General features: G+C 43.8%; 7 protein-coding genes and 3 pseudogenes. All 10 read right to left on the bottom strand.

Going from position 1 to position 19,258, the window contains the following annotated elements; all coding sequences use genetic code 11:
- Positions 1-29: 29 nt before the first annotated feature.
- Positions 30-1,328 (bottom strand): NCS2 family permease, encoded by a 1,299-nt coding sequence (locus C400_RS0108920; protein WP_017426714.1) that lies wholly within the window; start codon positions 1,326-1,328, stop codon positions 30-32.
- A 172-nt stretch (positions 1,329-1,500) separates the two neighbouring features.
- A pseudogene (locus C400_RS0108915) lies at positions 1,501-2,251 on the bottom strand (tRNA threonylcarbamoyladenosine dehydratase).
- Between the two features lie 158 nt (positions 2,252-2,409).
- Positions 2,410-4,189 (bottom strand): annotated as a pseudogene (gene aspS / locus C400_RS0108910) (aspartate--tRNA ligase).
- An 85-nt stretch (positions 4,190-4,274) separates the two neighbouring features.
- Positions 4,275-5,519 (bottom strand): histidine--tRNA ligase, encoded by a 1,245-nt coding sequence (gene hisS, locus C400_RS0108905; protein ID WP_013372628.1) that lies wholly within the window; start codon positions 5,517-5,519, stop codon positions 4,275-4,277.
- Positions 5,520-6,110: 591 nt separating this feature from the next.
- On the bottom strand, positions 6,111-8,951 hold the full coding sequence (locus C400_RS0108895) for an SDR family NAD(P)-dependent oxidoreductase (RefSeq protein WP_232795332.1): 2,841 nt from the start codon (positions 8,949-8,951) through the stop codon (positions 6,111-6,113).
- Entirely contained in the window at positions 8,914-10,809 is a 1,896-nt protein-coding gene (locus C400_RS0108890) for a phosphopantetheine-binding protein (protein WP_332829173.1), read from the bottom strand. Before C400_RS0108890 ends, C400_RS0108895 begins: the two co-directional genes overlap by 38 nt.
- A 3-nt stretch (positions 10,810-10,812) precedes the next feature.
- A pseudogene (locus C400_RS28690) lies at positions 10,813-11,076 on the bottom strand (hypothetical protein); the annotation flags it as partial.
- Positions 11,069-18,079, bottom strand: coding sequence for a beta-ketoacyl synthase N-terminal-like domain-containing protein (locus tag C400_RS26150; RefSeq protein ID WP_017426712.1), 7,011 nt, complete (start codon positions 18,077-18,079; stop codon positions 11,069-11,071). The gene C400_RS26150 and the pseudogene C400_RS28690, both read right to left, overlap by 8 nt.
- A gap of 14 nt (positions 18,080-18,093) precedes the next feature.
- Positions 18,094-18,255 (bottom strand): hypothetical protein, encoded by a 162-nt coding sequence (locus C400_RS27575; protein WP_017426711.1) that lies wholly within the window; start codon positions 18,253-18,255, stop codon positions 18,094-18,096.
- Positions 18,243-19,258, bottom strand: a 1,016-nt coding sequence (locus tag C400_RS26145) for an SDR family NAD(P)-dependent oxidoreductase (protein ID WP_128574130.1), incomplete at its 5' end; no start/stop codon positions are given. The genes C400_RS27575 and C400_RS26145, both read right to left, overlap by 13 nt.

Here is a 19,258-nt window from a genome sequence, read left to right as displayed (position 1 = left end):
ATGAACAGTACAACCTATCTTCGAGTTTACTACACCAGAGAATGAAGCACAAAGTTAGCCACAAACAGTACAGAAATGATATATAATGCGACAGGCACTTCCTTGCCCCGTCCTGCTGCCAGCTTGGCTACGGGATATGCAATAAAACCAAATGCCATCCCGTCTACAATACTGTAAGTAAAGGGCATCATCACCATGATCAGAAATGCAGGAAAGGATTCAGTAAAATCACTGAAATCCATCTCTCGCACATTTTGTACCATTAGGCCTCCGATAATGATTAATACAGGCGCAATGGCACTGTCAGGAATATAAGCCAATAGTGGAATAAAGAAAAATGTCGCTCCGAATAAAATTGCAGTTACCAGCGGGGTCATTCCTGAACGTCCGCCTGCCGCAATACCAGCCGTCGACTCCGCAGCGGCTACCGCGGGACTGCTGCCCAGAATACCAGCAAAAATATTGGTCACAGCCAATACACGCAAGCTATTCTTAAAAGAATCCGGTCTTCCAATCATGTTGGTCTGTGCAGTAATCATTCCAACATTCTCAAACAACACAATCAGTAACAGCAAAAAAACAGCGATCCAGAAGGCTACCGAAGCGATACCTGAAAAGGAAAGCTCCCCAAACAATTGCCCATACTGTCGCACCGTTTCAGAGGTTCGTACCGTGCTTGTTGGTTCTACAGCTCCCAGTACGTATGCAAGCCCAGTTCCTGCCAAAATGCTGATAAGCAAACCGCCCTGAACGTTACGTACAAATAATACAATCGCGAGTAGCAACGTTACACAGGCCGTAATCACCTTGGGATCATTGAAATGACCAATAGCCACAAAAGTCGTTTGATGCGCAATTACGATCCCACTTTTTTGCAGGCCGATAAAGGTCAAAAATAGACCAATACCTACCGTAATTCCATGCTGCAAATTATGGGGAATTGCCTGACTGATCAGCTTGTACAATGATGTAAACGCCACAACGGCAAATATCACTCCTGTGACGGCAACCACCATCAACGCTTCCTGCCAGCTCAGCTTCATGGAATGTACGAGTGTGTAAGTGAAAAAGGCATTAATCCCCATCCCTGGTACAACGACCATGGGAGACTTTCCGCCAAAAGCCATCAGCAGACAGCCGATCATCGAGGTCAGCAACGTCCCGAGCATTGCCCCTTGAAGAGGGATCCCGGCATCTGCCAAAATGGTTGCATTAACCATAATAATATATACAACGGAAAAATAAGAAATGGCACCCGCGGCTAATTCCTTTTTCCAATGATGCTCGGGCTTGAAACCGAGACTTCTGGACCATAGCCCATCCTTCATACCAAAACCCTCCAGCAAGTTGTTCAATCTGTTTGCAGTAAGCTGCTTTTTTCAAAACAAAAAGAGCTGTAGCCTACTGTGACACCAAGAAGTGATGCACAGAACTACAGGTCTTAGGTTGAAACATACTACTGTAAATCTAACGAATGTACTGTCATGCTACATTTCAAGCTTATACACCAGCGTGCTCTAACAGATCCTTGACAGCTACGCTGACCATAATCAATCCTGCTACCGGAGGTACAAAAGCATTGCTTGCAGGTGGTTGCTTCGCTTTCCGGATTTCAGGTGCGTTGGCAGGTACAATTTTTTTGATAATTTCTTCACGCGGCTTCATTGGCTCCTCATCAGAGAATACAACCTTGACGCCTTTGGTAATACCTTCTTTGCGCAGCTTGGTGCGGATGACACGGGCAATCGGGTCCATTCTTGTCTTGGAAATATCGGAAACTTGAAAACGGCTTGGGTCCATTTTATTCGCAGCACCCATACTGGAGATCATCGGAATTCCCCGTTTCAAGCATTCTTTAATCAAATGAACTTTGTAAATAATCGTATCCGAAGCATCCAGCACATAATCCAGATCGTACTTGAATAGCTCCTCATATGTTTCTTCCGTATAAAACATGTTCAGTGCAATTGCTTCACATTCAGGATTAATCAGCTTCACACGCTCTACCATCAGATCAGCCTTTTTTTTGACCTACTGTTGTCGTCAGCGCATGAATTTGGCGATTAATATTGGTAATATCTACGACATCCTTATCAATCAAAATAATGCGTCCAACACCCGTCCGCGCCAGCGCTTCCACTGCAATCGAACCGACACCGCCGATACCCAATACAGCTACCGTGCTATTTTTCATAACCTCCAGACCTTCCGTCCCGATGGCCAGTTCCGTGCGTGAAAATTGATGCAGCATATGGTAATCCTCCCTCACTGGTTTAAACTCTATGCTTGAACTCCAGCATACAAACCACGAACCCATTATCCATAAAAGGGTAACGGGTTCAAGGCATTTTATAATCTATTTACATGCCAACAGATGGCAACTTGCACTTGCAAAATCCAACGCTTGTTTTAAGCTTTAGGTGCAACAGGCTTCGGAGCAAGACGAATATGAAGCTGATCCAATTGAGCTTGATCCACTTCGGCTGGTGCATCCATAAGCAGGTCTGTCGCGCTGGCCGTTTTCGGGAATGCAATGGTTTCACGCAAATTTGTACGACCTGCAAGCAACATAACAAGACGGTCAAAACCGAAGGCAATACCACCATGTGGAGGCGTACCGTATTCAAATGCATCCAGCAGGTAACCGAATTTATCCTTCACTTCTTCAGGCGGCAGATTGAGCGCTTTGAACATTTTCTCCTGAACTTCACGTTTGAAAATACGCATCGAGCCGCCACCCACTTCGTAGCCATTCAGCACGATGTCGTAGGCCTGAGCACGAACTTGACCTGGATCTGTGTCCAAGAGGGCCAGATCTTCTTCCTTCGGACGAGTGAACGGATGGTGCTCCGCTACATAACGTTTTTGTTCTTCGTCATAGCCCAGAAGCGGGAAGTCTACGACCCAGGCAAATTTGAATTTGTTATCGTCGATGAGCCCCAAATGACGGCCAATTTTCAGACGAAGCGCGCCCAAAACATCAGCAACTACTTTTTTTATTATCCGCAGAGAACAGCAACAGGTCGCCTTCTTCGGCTCCCGTACGCTCTTTCAAGGCTTCGATTTCTTCCGGTGTGAAGAATTTAACGATAGGCCCCTTGAATTCGCCTTCTTTCACTTGAATCCAAGCCAAGCCCTTTGCTCCATAACGTGCTGCAAAAGGACCCAGGTCATCAATATCCTTACGGCTCCACGTGCCACATCCTTTGGCATTAAGGACTTTAACTTCGCCACCCTTTTCAATTACGGAAGCAAATACTTTTACACCACTGGTTGCCACGATATCATTGACATTTATCAACTCAAGACCAAAACGCAGGTCAGGCTTGTCAGAGCCATACTTGTCCATTGCCTCTGCATGTGTAATCCGTTGGAACGGGGTTTCCAGTTCTACCCCAACTGTTTCTTTGAACAATTTCACCATAAGACGCTCCATCATAGGCAGCAAGTCATCCTGTTGCATGAAGGAAGTCTCAATGTCGATCTGCGTAAATTCAGGCTGGCGGTCAGCACGCAAATCTTCATCACGGAAACAACGTGCCACTTGGTAGTAGCGCTCCAGGCCGCCTACCATCAGCAATTGCTTGTACAATTGTGGCGATTGCGGCAAGGCAAAAAATTCGCCTTCATGCACTCGGCTAGGCACCAGATAGTCACGTGCACCCTCTGGGGAGCTTTTCGTTAAAATTGGTGTTTCTACCTCAATGAAATCTTCACCGTCCAGGAAGTCGCGGAATACTTTTGCTGCTTTGGAACGCAGTTTCAACGTCTGATGCATTTCCGGACGACGCAGGTCCAGATAACGGTATTTCAAACGCAGCGACTCGTCTACTTCTACGCCGTCTTCAATGAAGAACGGAGGTGTTTTGGATGCATTCAATACTTCGATTTCAGTGACACGCACTTCAATTTCACCTGTAGGCAGGTTCGTATTGATCGTTTCTGCATCACGTTTGACAACAGTACCAGTAACCTCAAGCACATATTCACTGCGAACACGATCCGCAATTTGCAGTGCTTCACCGGAATAGGCCGGATTAAACACGATTTGTACAATTCCGCTACGGTCACGCAAATCTATAAAAAGTACGCCCCCTAAGTCACGACGGGTCTGTACCCAACCGTTCAATGTAACTGTTTCTCCGATATGCGCATGAGTCAATGCGCCGCATTGATGACTCCTTTTCATAATACACACTCCTGTTAGGTTTAGTAGTTAATGCTATATGACAGCCAGAGGGAAGCTCCCCCTGACTGATGTTACATCATGTTGTTTAGCCTAATTCTTCCACCAGCTGATCCAGCTTAACGGTACGTTGCTCACCGGTTTCCATGTTTTTCAGTGCAATTTCACCTTTAACCAGCTCATCATCACCCAGAATCGCCGTATATCTTGCTTTAAAGCGATCTGCCGATTTCATCTGAGCCTTCATTTTACGCCCCAGATAATCTCGCTCTGCGGAAAATCCAGCTTGACGCAGCTTGAACAGTTGTTTGGTCACTTCCGTTTCTGCCGCCTCACCCAAAGCCACCATATAGATATCCAGCGGCTTGGCTTCGTTCAATTTGACACCCTGATGCTCCAAAATCAGCTGAATTCGCTCAAGCCCAATGCCAAAACCAATCCCTGGCTGATCCGGTCCGCCCAGATCTCCAACCAATCCGTTGTAGCGACCGCCTCCACCAATCGTGTCAATAGCACCAATGCCTTCGGCTTTGAACTCGAATGCTGTCAGCGTATAATAATCCAGCCCTCGTACCAAACGCGGGTTCACTGTATATTCCACGCCCATCGCATCCAAATTTTGCTTCACTTTCTCAAAGTGCGTGCTGGATTCCTCGTCCAAACTATCCAAAATCGAAGGTGCTCCGCCAAATTTGTCCTGATCATCTTTGCTATCCAGCACACGCAGCGGATTACGCTCGATGCGCGCTTGGCTCTCCTTGGTCAACGTATCCTTAATGGGCATCAGGAAGTCCACCAAATGCTGCCGATAAGCAGCACGACTGGCAGCATTACCAACAGAGTTGATTTCTACCTGTACCCCTTTCAGGCCCAGCTCACGACAGAACTGATACCCGAAAGCAATAACTTCTGCATCCAGCGCCGGGTCCATCGCCCCGAATGCTTCAATGCCAAATTGGTGAAACTGGCGCTGACGCCCAGCTTGTGGACGCTCATACCGGAACATTGGGCCGATATAGTACAGCTTAGTTACATCCGGTTCACCATACAGTTTGTTCTCCACATAAGAGCGGACAACCCCTGCCGTTCCTTCCGGACGCAGCGTCATGCTCCGTTTGCCTTTATCCTCAAAAGTGTACATTTCCTTTTCCACCACATCGGTCGTTTCACCCACGCCCCGAACGAACAAATTCGTTTGTTCGAACATTGGTGTACGAATCTCTCGGTAATTAAAGCGGCGGCTAATCTCACGAGCTTTTTCCTCGACCACTTGCCATTTTTCTACACTGCCTGGCAGCAAGTCCTGTGTTCCCGTCGGTTTTTGAAAGGCCATTTACGTATCCCCCCGTCATTGTATTTCTTATAAAAACAAAAAATCCCTCGCCCTGTTATCATTAACAGGGACGAGGGATTGTCGTTTACAAATCACCCGTGGTACCACCCACATTCCGGAGTTTACCCAGACCACTAGCATATAAATGACTCAGTGTCCGTCAGCATTACACTGACTCCGCTCATACGTATAACGCCCGTAACGCGCAGTACGGCTATTATGCAGGATGGTCCGCTGTTTGGCATATGCCATGCATGACTCAGCAGAGATTCCTCATTGTTCGCCGCCTGTTCTCGGGGAGGTCATTCGTCCGCTCATCAAGGGAATTTTTACAGCCTGGAAATTCCTCTCTGCGCTTGTGGGTTCGGAGTACTTGGTCCCGTCATCAAATCATTTTTCATTATTTTATGATTTTAATGAACTGCTTCGACAAAGTCAAGACATTCTAAAGCTTCTCTGTAACTTTGCAATACTATGAGAATAGGAAACAAAAAAACTCCAATGTTCACCAGATGGGTAGACTCCTAAGAAACACAAAAAAAGCAGCCTGGCTTCAAAGTCTAGGCTGCTTCTTTTGTTATATTTTATTAGCTAATATATTCCTATCTGATCTGTGAAATTCCAGCAGTTTTCCAGTATATTTTCACGTTTTACAGTCAGAGAACGAGTTCTTAATACAGGATGTAATGGTGTAACTGCAGTTGTAGCAAAATTGAACAAAGGTCCTTCAATTGCTGGATCAAGCGTCTCATGTGGAACCCAGTAACGTTCCTTGGTGAAAGGATATGACGGCAGATGAAGACGATGCGGCTTATCCTCCCCATATAACCTGTTCCAATCAACATGTAAGCCTCCTGTCCACAACTGGGCTATACCTTCCATGTTACCTGAACCGATGTATGTCTCCAAAATAAAATCTAACTTGTCTGAGTCATGAGTCCATGCTCTCTCTGGCATTGTCTCTTCTCCCTGAATAAATTGCTCCATCTTATGAAACAACTCATCCACAGAAGAAACAACAAATGAAAGTCTCACAGGCATGGATTCCCGCCCAACTTGTAGTGTGTAGGCCAGATCCCTAAGTCCTTCATAGCTTGCTCCCTGCTCCGATGAGCTGTGAATTTTGAGAAATTGAAACAGATTATACACGATCTGCTTAAGGTTTTCCTCTTTCCTTGCTGAAAGTGGAATAATAATAGACGTTTCCATGCCTGAAAGAAAGCTTGTTTCCTTCGTTTCCGATGGTACATATTCTTCAAGAATAAGATGAGCATTGCTTCCACTTGCGCCGAACGAGCTTATTCCAGCACGCCTAGGTAAAGAAGAATGTTTTCCGTTCATTTCGGTTTCTGGCGCTACCCATGGTTCATATTGTTGCTGAATTTGAAAAAATGAATTTTTAAAATCAATATAGGGGTTGATTTCCTTGGCATGCAGTGAAGGAAATAGCTCCTTATATTTAAATTGAAGCAAAATCTTAGTTAATCCTGCAATGCCCGAAGCAGCTTCTAAATGTCCGATATTCGATTTAATAGACCCTATTGCACACTGTTGTTTGTTAAGCCCGCACTTTCTAAAAGCCATCTCAAGGCCACGTATTTCTATCGGATCTCCCAATGAAGTCCCTGTGCCATGAGCTTCCACATAACCTATAGTTCGAGGATCAACCCCTGATTTCTTAATAGCGTTTGAAATAACTTCCGATTGGGCTACAGGGTCCGGCACCGTAGCCCCCGAAGTTTTCCCAACATGGTTCACTGCAGAACCTTTAATAATTCCATAAATGGGATAACCCTCTTTTTCTGCCTTTGAAAGACTAGTTAAAAGAATTGCTCCAACTCCTTCGCCAGGAACGTATCCGTCTCCACCCTCACCGAAGCTTCGGCATCTGCCGTCAGTCGAAAGAAATTGAGCTTGCTTCAAAAAAAGATATTTGTGCGGATGAGTAACCAGATTAACACCACCCGCAACAGCAAAGTCACATTCCCCCTGTCTAATGCTCTCACACGCTAGGTGAATAGCAGTTAGAGAAGAAGAACACATCGAATCTACAGCTATAGACGGCCCATGAAAATTCAGACAATACGAAACCATGTTAGCTATCGATGAAGCGGCAATCCCAAATGCCAACGGCGTTCCACGCTGCGTCATCTCCGCACTAAACAGTTCATAATTATTCCAAAACACCCCTGCAAATACCCCCACACTCTGATCACTGGTGGAAGGATATTGATGATGACTTTTATCAAGCGAGAACCCTGCGTCTTCACAAGCTTCCCAAGCTGTCTGCAAAAACATTCTTGCCTGGGGATCCATCATTTCTGCTTGCGCAGCTGAAATATTGAAAAATAACGGGTCAAACTCATCAATTCGACCCAGGAAACCACCGTAATTATAGATCTCTGTAACATCATAAGACAATCTGTTATTCCGCCAACGCTCAGCAGGAATATCGGAGATACAATCCCTCCCCTCTTTTAAATTAAAATATAATTGTTCTATGTTATCTGCCATTGGATATTTCCCAGATAACCCCACTATAGCGATGTCGTCATCCTGACTCCACTTTTTCTTAACAACTGATCCAGTTCCAGTTCCATCTTCCCAATCCGCGTTCATTTCCGTTGATCCAACAGTAATACCTGGATCTATCGTTATAATAGATTCCATCTGCTCTTTAATATCTTGGACATCGCCATAGAGTACCACTGTATGAGTGTTTCCACTTGCCAATACAGTATCCAGTATACGAAGTCCATCGGAAGTAGGCAACGCTTGGCTTCCTCCGGATTTGTACAACAGATCCTGCATATCTTCACTGATCCGCATACCACCTTCGGACCACAGTGGCCAATTCACCGTTATCGTCTGTCCGAAACGCTTTCCCTGTTCTACTCGACTTTGCCGTTCCCATGCAAATGCATCCATCCATCCATTTGCACTCGCATAATCAGCTTGTCCCAAATTTCCAGTAATGGCTGAAACAGATGAAAAAATGACGAAACATTCCAGCACATCGTGCTTTGTTGCCTGATCCAAATTCCAAATACCACTAACTTTTGGTCGAAAAACCTTCTGTGCTTCATGCATTTGTTTTTTGATAATAAACTGATCTTTTACGACACCAGCAGCGTGAACCACTCCCGTTATAAAACCCCAATGATCACGAATATTTGACATTATCTTTTCTACAGCACCCAAATCACCAACATCAGCCTGATAATATCGTACTTCTGCTCCTAATTGAACTAATAAGCTTATCTGATTATTCTGTGGCTCGGTTAATCCTGATCTTCCAATCAATGCTATCTTGGCCTTACATCTGGCTAAATGATTAGCAACATGAAATCCTAATCCACCAAGACCACCAGTAATTACATATACACCTTGCTCTTTAAAGGGAGAAGCCACTTCCTGCAATTTTTTTTTCATATAGTTTATTGACAAAACGTTCATTAGAATCGGCTGGATACAAAACTCTCCGGGTACCAGCTTCTAGATGACGGGCTTCCTGTATTAAAATATCTCTAATTTCCGCTGTTTTCCTTGTAGCCATACTTCTAATCATAATAATTTGACCATGAACTTTGTGATTTTCTAAGGAAGCTGTTTTCATCAAACCCTCTAGAGCATATACCGCTTTATGGTCTTTATCCACATCAGCAACAATCTGAATCAGAAATTCAGAACTTTCCGATTTCTTAATATGCGTCTGAATAAGATGAAAAACTTGTTCAAAACAATCCTCAAATTGATCGGTGGGTAGTGTTTCAATTGAATTTAAAGGTAATATTTTCCATTTTTTATTAGATTGCCGCTCAAGCCGAGTTAACAGATTTTCACTTCCGTTATATATCAATGTGATATGAAGATATTCAGGATGCTGTAATTGGGCTGCAGGTATTGATTCGCGGCTCCAGACACGTTCAAAGAGCAACGTTTGAGGTAAGCCAGCCTGTAGATTAACATCAACTTTCATTCCAAGATCTGTAATCTTCTCCTTCTTATCTATGAACTCAGTCCTACTATGTTCAAATAAAAACTCAGTTAATGCTGCAATATTAGAGTACTCGAACAAAAGTGTAGGGTATAATGCCTGGCTTACTTTCTCCTCTAAAACCTTCACCAGCTTTAACAAATCAATGGAATCCAGTCCGAGCTCATAAAAGCCTTGTTGTAATCCAATCTCACTGGCAGGTACCTGAACAACCCTCGAAATTTCCTCTTGTAAATAACGTTCAATAGAGGTTTTAAGAGAACGTTCATCCTGAACTGTGGGCGTATCAGATTTGTCCCCGTCCTCCCTATTTTCATTGAACGCTTGAGCATGATTTTCGAGTAAATATCCGGTCAGGCTGTCGATTGTGGAAAACTCAAATAGCAAAGTGGGATACATTATCGTATCCACTCTTTCCTCCAATATTTTAACCAATCGGAGCAGTTCAATAGAATCTAATCCTAATTCGTAAAATCCTTCACACACTTCTATTGTATCTGCATCTACCTTGAGTACCTTGGCAATTTCTTGCCGTAAGAATTTCTCAATCGCGATTTTAGTAGTTAAAGAAGAGATTTCGCTTTCTTCTACTCCCACATATTTATCTTTCGAAACAAGTTTTTTTTGTTGATCAGATTGCCCTTTATGCTTCTCCTCAGCCACAGAAACTGCAGGTTCCATCAGTTTTTGAATCAGTTGTATGTCTCGTATACGTTTAACTGAAAAATTGAGGAATTCAACAGCCACTTCTCCTGTCTCACTATATACAGTGATATCTCGGGTTATGATATCTGGATTGATCAGTAGACCGCCTGCAACTTCTCGTTCCTCTGTATACGTATAGATGGGGCTTGGAAGCCTTTGATAAATGCAAAATCGCTCAATTGAAATAGGCATATAGGGCGAACCATCCTGGTTCACCCAATGTTGCGTTCCACTTTTGGAAAAAGACATACCTGCCATCGATGCCCCATCCAACAATGCGGCATGCGCATAAAAATAATCGGCATCATTTTTCGCTAGCTCACTTAGATGGAGCTTCATTACTTCCTGATTCCCCCGTTGGTAGACGTTCCCCAATGTTTTCATAAAGGTGAAATGCTGAATTTCACATCGGCGGGCCAATTCATACATCTCCTCCATGTCCCATTGTTCTGTGGCTTCATCCGTGAAGGCCGCAATATCGGGCCAAGGGTTTATGGAGATACCCTCTGTTGTATACATCAAACAATTCATATTTATAACCTCAGATGTGTCTACAGCTTCCTCATTCTTTACTTTTGTACTGGTCACCTTCACTTCCCAATATCGTTCTTTCGGAGTGAAAGTAACTAGAATCTGTTGGTCAAAATACTCGGATGTGATGATAGGCTGCATGAACAGAACATGATGTAATTCGATAGCCTGAGTTCCTAAATAGCAATCTGCCAATCTATAGATCATATCCAGTAAAGCCACCCCGGGCAACGTGCGTACTTCGTGCACTTGATGATCCCGTACAATTAAATTGTTATATGTTAGCCGCTGTGCATAGGTCTTGGGAGTTGCTCCTTTACTCATTGCAGTTTCCCCCCCTATAAATCTCAATGGGTTCAAAAAAATTATGCTTCCATACTTCCGCTTTCCGCGTGACTGATTTTATAGATTTCGGTATGTCTGGCTCTGGCCAATAACGTCGGCGGTTAAAGCGAATCCCTTCATCATCTGATCTCAATACAGCCTGAAGTGCACGTGGAACACCCTCATTACTTACGATGATATGAGCATTATTCCCTCCAAGCCCAAACGAACTGATACCTGCACGTAAAACTCCTGCTATATCTGTCCACTTCGAATGGCGCTTTACAATATAAAACGGAGAGTCATCGAAATTAAACCGAGGATTGGGATTGTTGCAATGCAGTGTTGCGGGCAGTTCCCCACTGCTCATGGACAGTAGAACCTTGATAAAACTTGCTATACCTGCTGCGCTAATCAGGTGTCCGATATTACTTTTAACACTACCAATTCCGCAAAACTGTTTGTTCCCTGTAAACTTTGAGAACACAGTTGTCAATGCTCTTAGTTCAATAGGATCACCGATAAGAGTACCCGTTCCATGGGCTTCCACATAGCTAATAGTCTCAGGATGAATATGGGCATCTGCAATCGCCTTTTCAATAAGTTCCTTCTGAGCCTCAGGGTTTGGAGTAGTGATACCCATGGTGTTACCATCGTTATTGAGCGCTGATCCATCAATGACTCCATAGATCTTATTGTTATCCTTGATGGCTTGTTGCAAGCGTTTTAGAATGACTACTCCACACCCTTCGCCCACACCAATACCATTAGCATCGGCACTAAATGCCTTACAACGCCCTTCAGGGGATATGATATTAGCAGCTCCGAGAAGTTGGTATATGGTTCCATCCAAGATAATGTCTACCCCTCCAGCTAGCGCAATCTCACTCTCACCGTTCAATACGCTTTTAGCCGCTACATGTACTGCAGTTAATGAACTGGAACAAGCTGTATCTACTATCATATTAGGGCCTTTCAGATTATAGACATGGGCCAAATGGGCAGCAATAAAATTTTGACCGACACCGATAATGGTATCTTTATCATTTCCTCTCAACTTTTGATAATATTTATTGGTTCTCGCGCCCACAAATACACCAACTTGCTTATTCCATAAAGCTTCTTTTGTATACCCAGCGTCTGCAATCGCACCTGCGCCACATTCTAGAATTTTACGCTGTAACGGATCAATTTGTATGGCGAGAGATGGATGGATGTTAAAATAATCTGGATCAAAATCCTCAATGTGATCCATAAATCCGCCTACACTTTCAATTGCCTTTCCGGCGACCGTTTGTTTAATATGTCCCACCCGTGAGATGGGAGCCTCACGTATACTATCGATACCATTCTTTAGATTAAGCCAAAATTCATATTTATTATGGGCATCTGGAAATTGACAATCAATTCCTATTACAGCTATTTTATCGTTTTTATCCCAATCATTTCCTCCTTCATCTAAGAACGCTACATTTTCTTTTAATAAGGGAAACATAGAATTCTGCTCACATTCCATATTTGTTGCTTCCTGTACTTGGCTTTCTATGTTAAAAAAAGATTCAAGTATATCTGGGTGGTTCTCAATAAGATAGGCTGTCAAACTTTTCATAGTTGGATACTCCAAAATTATGGACGGATCAAGTGAGACTTCTTTTAATTCATAGTCCACTCTAGTAACGAGCTGAGCTAGCAAAATCGAGTCCATTCCATATTCTTGAAATGGAGTATCTGGTTTGAATTCAGCTTTGTCAATTCTCAACTCTCTGGCAAAAAGTGAAACCAACCATGATTGTGTCTTTTCAGTAAGGTGAATTTTATCCAGATATCCACTTCCTAGATTTTGTACAGGAGCCTGTACTGGTCCTTTCTCCTCTTTCACGAACTCTGTTACCGAAAGTCTACGGCTCATTAACTGAGTAGGATCCCATATAGCCGGATTTACCCATGCAGGAAGAATGACTCGATAACGGGAATCTGCCAGAAGGCTGTCCAACATATTCAGTCCTTCTTCGTTGGACATACTTAGCAAACCCGCTTGTTTATATGGTTTGCTAGTGACCTCTCCCATTCCCACTTCCCTCCAACTAGGCCACTGGATACTCATTATCGAACACGGTCCTGTAACCGACTCAGCAAAATAATCCATATATGCATTAGCCATTGCATAGTCGCTGATTCCTGCGCCAAGTGCTGGAATAATGGCAGATACTGAAGAAAATAGCACAAAGAAGCGCAGAGGCTCGTTTCTGAAACTTTGATACATGACATTTAGACCCAGCACTTTGGGATCCAATACCTTTCTAATCACCTGTGGAGATTTTCTTATAAACGCCAGATTTTCTAAATCAGCCAGACCTGCACAATGAATGACACCACCAATAGGACCCATAAAACGCTTGACGGTTTCCACAGTAATTCGCATGGCTTCCGAGTCTGATAACTCAACCGACAGGACAAATACTTCTACTCCAAGGCGTTCGATACTTTGTATTGCTCGTATCTTTGCAGCAGTTGCACTATCAACATCCTCAAGTGAATTCCATTGCTCCTTCGGAGGCAGTTGTTCCCTACCCGATAACATCAGCTTCTTCACACCATAATGCTGTACAAAGTGACGCGCACAGAGTAGGCCTAGACCTTTCGTCCCCCCTGTTACCCATAAAACATGATCTTCGGGGAATTTTCGTTCATGGACAGGATCGTGCTGTACATTAACTTCATTCAAAAATGCAAAATATCTCTGTCCATCGCGGTAAGAAACTTCTGTATCCTCATTGTTGTCCATAAATTCACATGCAATTTGATCTGCAAACAATCTATCAGCCATTCCAGATTGTCCATCCATATGACGTGAACGGATGTAGCTATACTCGCTTTGCAGCATACGATACAAACCAACATTTAAAGCTCCTGATAAGTTGATTTTTTCATTCCGATAAGACTCCAAGTCTTTTGTGACACAAAGTAACATCAAATTGTTTCTATTCCCATACTCAATAAGCTTTTGCAACCAGGAAATGTATTCAACTTCTGGCTCCTGAGCATAACCACACCCAATCAGATCTATACAGCCCGTATACTTATCCCACATGTGATCCTGCATTAGCAGGTCATCTTTAATTTCATCTCTACCTAATATTCGCACATCTGAAAAATAAGAAGCCAGACAGGCCGCAAGCTGTCCTGTATCATGAGTGGACAAGATTGCAACTGTACCAACGATATCACTCTTTCCGACAAGCGGACTTGCTCCCCATTGCTTGGTTGTATATGATAATTTTCGAGTTTTTGATCTGTGATGATCATCTACGCTAGTTTTCCACGAGTTTGGAGCAACGGTGGATACATCTGAGGTAGCCTGCTTTTGGGGTATCCAAAATTTTTCCTTACCAAAAGGATAGGTAGGCAATGAAACTCTGGAATATCCTCCATTCGCAAATAATTGGTGGTAATTCAACCCATATCCCTGCACATACAAATCAGCTACAGTAGACAAATTTCTAACGAAAAGAGTTTTATCATTTTCATTTATGCATTTCTTAATACATTCATTTCCATGCTGTTTTATCTTTAGATCATCCCTGTACTCAGATCCATTCAGAGAGGAAATATACATATTCGCAGTTCTTCCCGTTTCCAGCCAGTTATCCAGTATATTGGCAAGCTCATTCGTATGACTTACAATGCATGCCAGCCGATGATCAAGGTGCTTACGACCGAGTAACAAGGTGTAACTCATATTACCTAAATCCAGCTCTTCCTTCTTCTGGCAATAACCACTTAACTGCTGGGCTTGCTGCTGTAATTGTTCTTCTGTCCGTGCAGAGAGAACGACTAAATAACTGGAAGCAGGTGTATAATGACGATTTGTTTCAGGGGCTTCTTCAATCACCATATGAGCATTAGTACCGCTAAATCCAAAAGAGCTTATGGCTGCGCAACGTTTTGTATTCCAAGGAACAGTCCACTCCTTGAAACTTGTATTCAAATAGAAAGGACTATTGTCCATTTTAATATTCATGTTTCCACGTTGATAATGGAGGGAAGGAACCATTTGCCGATGCTGCAAAGAAAGTAATATTTTCAGCACTCCAGCTACACCAGAAGCATATTGGGTATGACCAAGATTCGATTTAATGGTACCTAATGCACAATAGCTCTTCTTATTGGTGTATCTGGAAAATGCCCGGCTCAAGGCCTTATACTCTATAGGATCACCTAACTGTGTGCCTGTCCCATGCGCTTCAACCATTTGTATATTTTCTGGATGGATCCCAAAACGGTCAAATACAGTTTGTTCCAAACGTTCCTGAGATTTCGCGCTTGGTGCTGTAATCCCATTAGTAAAACCATCCTGATTGACCGCAGTACCTTTAATGACACCGTATATGTGGTCACCATCGGCAATAGCCTCCTCTAAACGCTTTAGAACAACTACACCCGCTCCTTCTCCTGGCACAAATCCATCTGCTTTATCATCAAAAGCATGGCACCGTCCAGTTGGGGATAACATATTGGCACGATTGGAATGCACATAAAAATTGGGGGTTGTCTGAACAAATATGCCGCCGGCCAAGGCCATATCTATTTCTCTCGTCCAGAGCCCCTGACAGGCCATATGAATCGCTACCAGTGAACTGGAACAAGCCGTATCTACTGCAATCGCTGGTCCATGCAAATCTAAGTAGTAAGAGATTCTGGCAGGGAGAATAGAGCTGGCGTTTCCCCAAAAGGCTTGGGCTGGAGGGTTATCATCGATCCATTCTGTATAATCGGAAGGTCCACAACCTACATAAACGCCACAGTCTTTACCCTGTACCCCCAAACCCGCATATCCGGCATCCTCCAAGGATTTCCAAGATTCTTCGAGAAAAATACGTTGCTGCGGGTCCATGTAGGCAGCTTCCAGTCCTGTAATGTTAAAAAATCTGGGATCAAATCGGTCAATATCTTCTATAAAACTGCCATAGTCACAATACCCTTTACCTTGATCGTAATAATCAGATAAATTCCACCGGGATACCTTCTGAATCAAGTCGTTTCCATGAACTAAGTGATCCCACAATTCCTCAACCGATGCCGACTGGGCAAAGCGCCCGCTCATACCGATTATGGCGATATCATCTTTTTTATCTTGTATTGGAATTCCTTCAGAAATCTTTTTATTTAAAATAGAGTCAGCGCTGGAAAGTGGACGGGCATTGTCAGTTGCTTTTGTTGTCTTTTTGTTAGCGGATATTCCTTTTAGAGACAAAGCGTCAGATTGAAAACGGTTGGTCCAAGTCCGCACAACTACATCCTGATGCTGTGACAAAATATAGGAAGACAATTGGCGAATGGAACTATAATCAAATAAATCAGTAGTTTCCAATTCAATGCCAAGCTTATCGTTAATTACTTGAATAAATTGGGCTCCCGTAATAGAGTCAATACCATAATCAGAAAAGGACTCTTCAGGATCTATCATATTAACTTCAACTTTAAGAGTAATGGACAAATGTTGAAGCAAGGTTTCTTTTACAAAGTGTTGTACATTCTGGCCTGATGAAGGCGATATCCGAGAAGGGACTGCTGGTGAAAACACTTCCTTATACTGTGACAAGATGTATGCCGCAAGCAGATTAACCGAGCTGTAATCAAACAGATCAGTGCTTTCAAGTTCGATGTGCAATATGCGATTAATGCTCTGAACCAATTGAGTTCCCGTAATAGAATCAACACCGAAATCGGAGAACGAATCATCATGGTCAATTAGGTGGGTCATTACCTTTAAGGATTCTGATAATGTATGGACAATGCATTCTTTCACATATGCTTCGATATCCATTCCATTCGATTTAAGATTGGTCTGTATTGAGGCACCAGATGATGGTCGACTTTGACTTGAAATCAACGTTCTTCTCCTGTCCTGCTTCATACCTCGTGTGACCTGGATTATGCCATCACTTTGCGCACTAATAATCTGCTGTCCAAGTTGGGTTTCTTCCGCTGGCGAAAAGCTAACATGGTGATACCCTTCAATTTCCAATAACTTTTTCCACTGAGCTGGGTATAAGCCTGGACATCCCTGAATACGTACCGCAGAATCTTCATACATCCACCATCCGTCCAATAAACCGAAGGTCAGATGAGTAAAGATGGATTTGTCTGAAATTTCATTTAAGAGAATCAGACCGTTATTAGAGATCAAGCTCTTAGCATTGCGCAGGGTTCGTCGGATATTCCGGGTAGCATGTAATACGTTAGCCGCAATGACAATGTCATATTTACCTATCTCAATCCCTTGCTCGGTTACAGCTTCTTCAATATTTAAAACCTCGAATTTCAGAAAAGGATTCTGTTCTCCATAAACTCCTTCCCCATGCTTTAGAAAAGCTTTAGATATGTCTGTATAACAATATTCCTCAATATATTGTTGGAATGGCTTTAGTTTATCGAGAACTATTGATGTTGTTCCTCCTGTTCCTGCACCAATTTCCAGTATACGTATTTTTGTTCCTCTATCTTGCTTTAGTCTGTGTTGCAAGAAAGCAGTTACCTGATCCGAGAGCACTTCATTAAAATAGTCAGCAACCTTGTTATTCTTGTAAATACCTTCGACAAGGTGCATGGAACCTTTGGGAAACATAATGTCAGTTGCTGGAACTTTTCCGGTTAAGATCTCTGGCAGTGCTTTTAACGTAGCTTCAACCAGTAGAACTTGGGCTCTCAAATTAGCATCTTTAGTCCAATGCTGTTTGCTTTGTTCCCATTTCTCCCAAACTTCTTGAATATCGGATACGGTAGAGACAACGGCTGGATTACGAGTAAAGATATCCAAACTTTCTTTAATCCATAACCTATATAAATCCTTTAATCCGTATCTTACCCACAAACGATCATCTTCTGGATTTGCGTTCAGCAGCCCCACAGCATGCAGCTGAGCCTGTAATATCTGAATTAAAAGTCTATCTACGGCTTTTATTTGTTCTCGGTATATGTCAAATTGCTCACCATTCTTCATGGTTGTCCTCCTTGTTAATGAGTGCATACAATTTGCTTCTCCCAGCTCACTTTCTTGATTTCCAACGGATCTGTCGTTCGCATGATCCCCAGTTGGTGCAGTTGTCCCGCTACCAGTTGCTCCAATATTTGCATCCCCTCTTCCGTCCGTATGGATTGGATCCCTAGCCGCTCCATCTGCTTGCGGTATCGTTCCCCCGATACCCACCCCGACCTGGCCCCAATACCCCCACGTTCACCACCTTCACCTCACACGACCACTCTACAGATAGCTGGTGCGCGAATGCATCCTTAAAGGTACAGCCTGACACATAGTTGCTTTGTCCCGCTGCCTTGGTGAATGCGTTAAAGGAAGAGAAGAACAATACAAAATCCAATGCTTCTCCTTGAAATGCTCTCGCCAGATGCACACTCACATCTACCTTGGCCTGCAGCGATTTACAAAATTCCTCCTCCTCCATCTGTCCCAAACTCCGGTCTGACAGTACGATCGCCGAGTGTACCACACCATGGATATCTCCATACGCCTGACGCACTGTTCGGCACGCTTCTCCCAAGGCAGTCTCGTCCATCGCATCCGCTGCGATATACATCGGCTCGGCTCCTATCTCCGCTAACCGTTCCCGCTTGCCTCGTATGGCTTCATCCTCTGCTCGCCGCCCGATCCAAACGATCTGTGCCTGATACGTACGGATCATATATTCACTCCAGACGGTTCCCAATCCGCCCGCTCCCCCTATGACTACATACACACCCCCATGACGGTAGCGCGTCGGATAACCCATTTCCATCGTCACAGGGACAAGTTCCTGGCGGTACCATTCTCCTTCCCGGTACACAAGCCCGTCTCCTTCTGCATTGGGCGGCAGGGACAGCAGCTCAGACCATGGCCACTCCACTCCCGCTTCCATATCCGCTAACCGTACCCCCCAGTGGCTATATTCTTTTGCCATCGAACCGATAAATCCGTGTACACTCGCGTGGGTCGGATCCACCTCGTCGTACTTATTCACTGGTTGGGCTTGAACCGTAATGACCGTCCATTCCAGCGTCCGCTGTCCATACCCCAGATGCAGCATACTTTTGACGAGTCGGAATAACTGGATTACCCCCTCTTCTTGACCCTCAATTATCCGCTTCTCTCCCATGGCTGAGATTTCCGCTTCCGGGCCGATCCAGA

It is taken from the genome of Paenibacillus sp. ICGEB2008 (assembly GCF_000307675.1).
GTDB lineage: Bacteria > Bacillota > Bacilli > Paenibacillales > Paenibacillaceae > Paenibacillus > Paenibacillus polymyxa.
The sequence above is the reverse complement of the archived record's forward strand: the minus strand, read 5'-3'. Positions and strand labels throughout refer to the sequence as shown.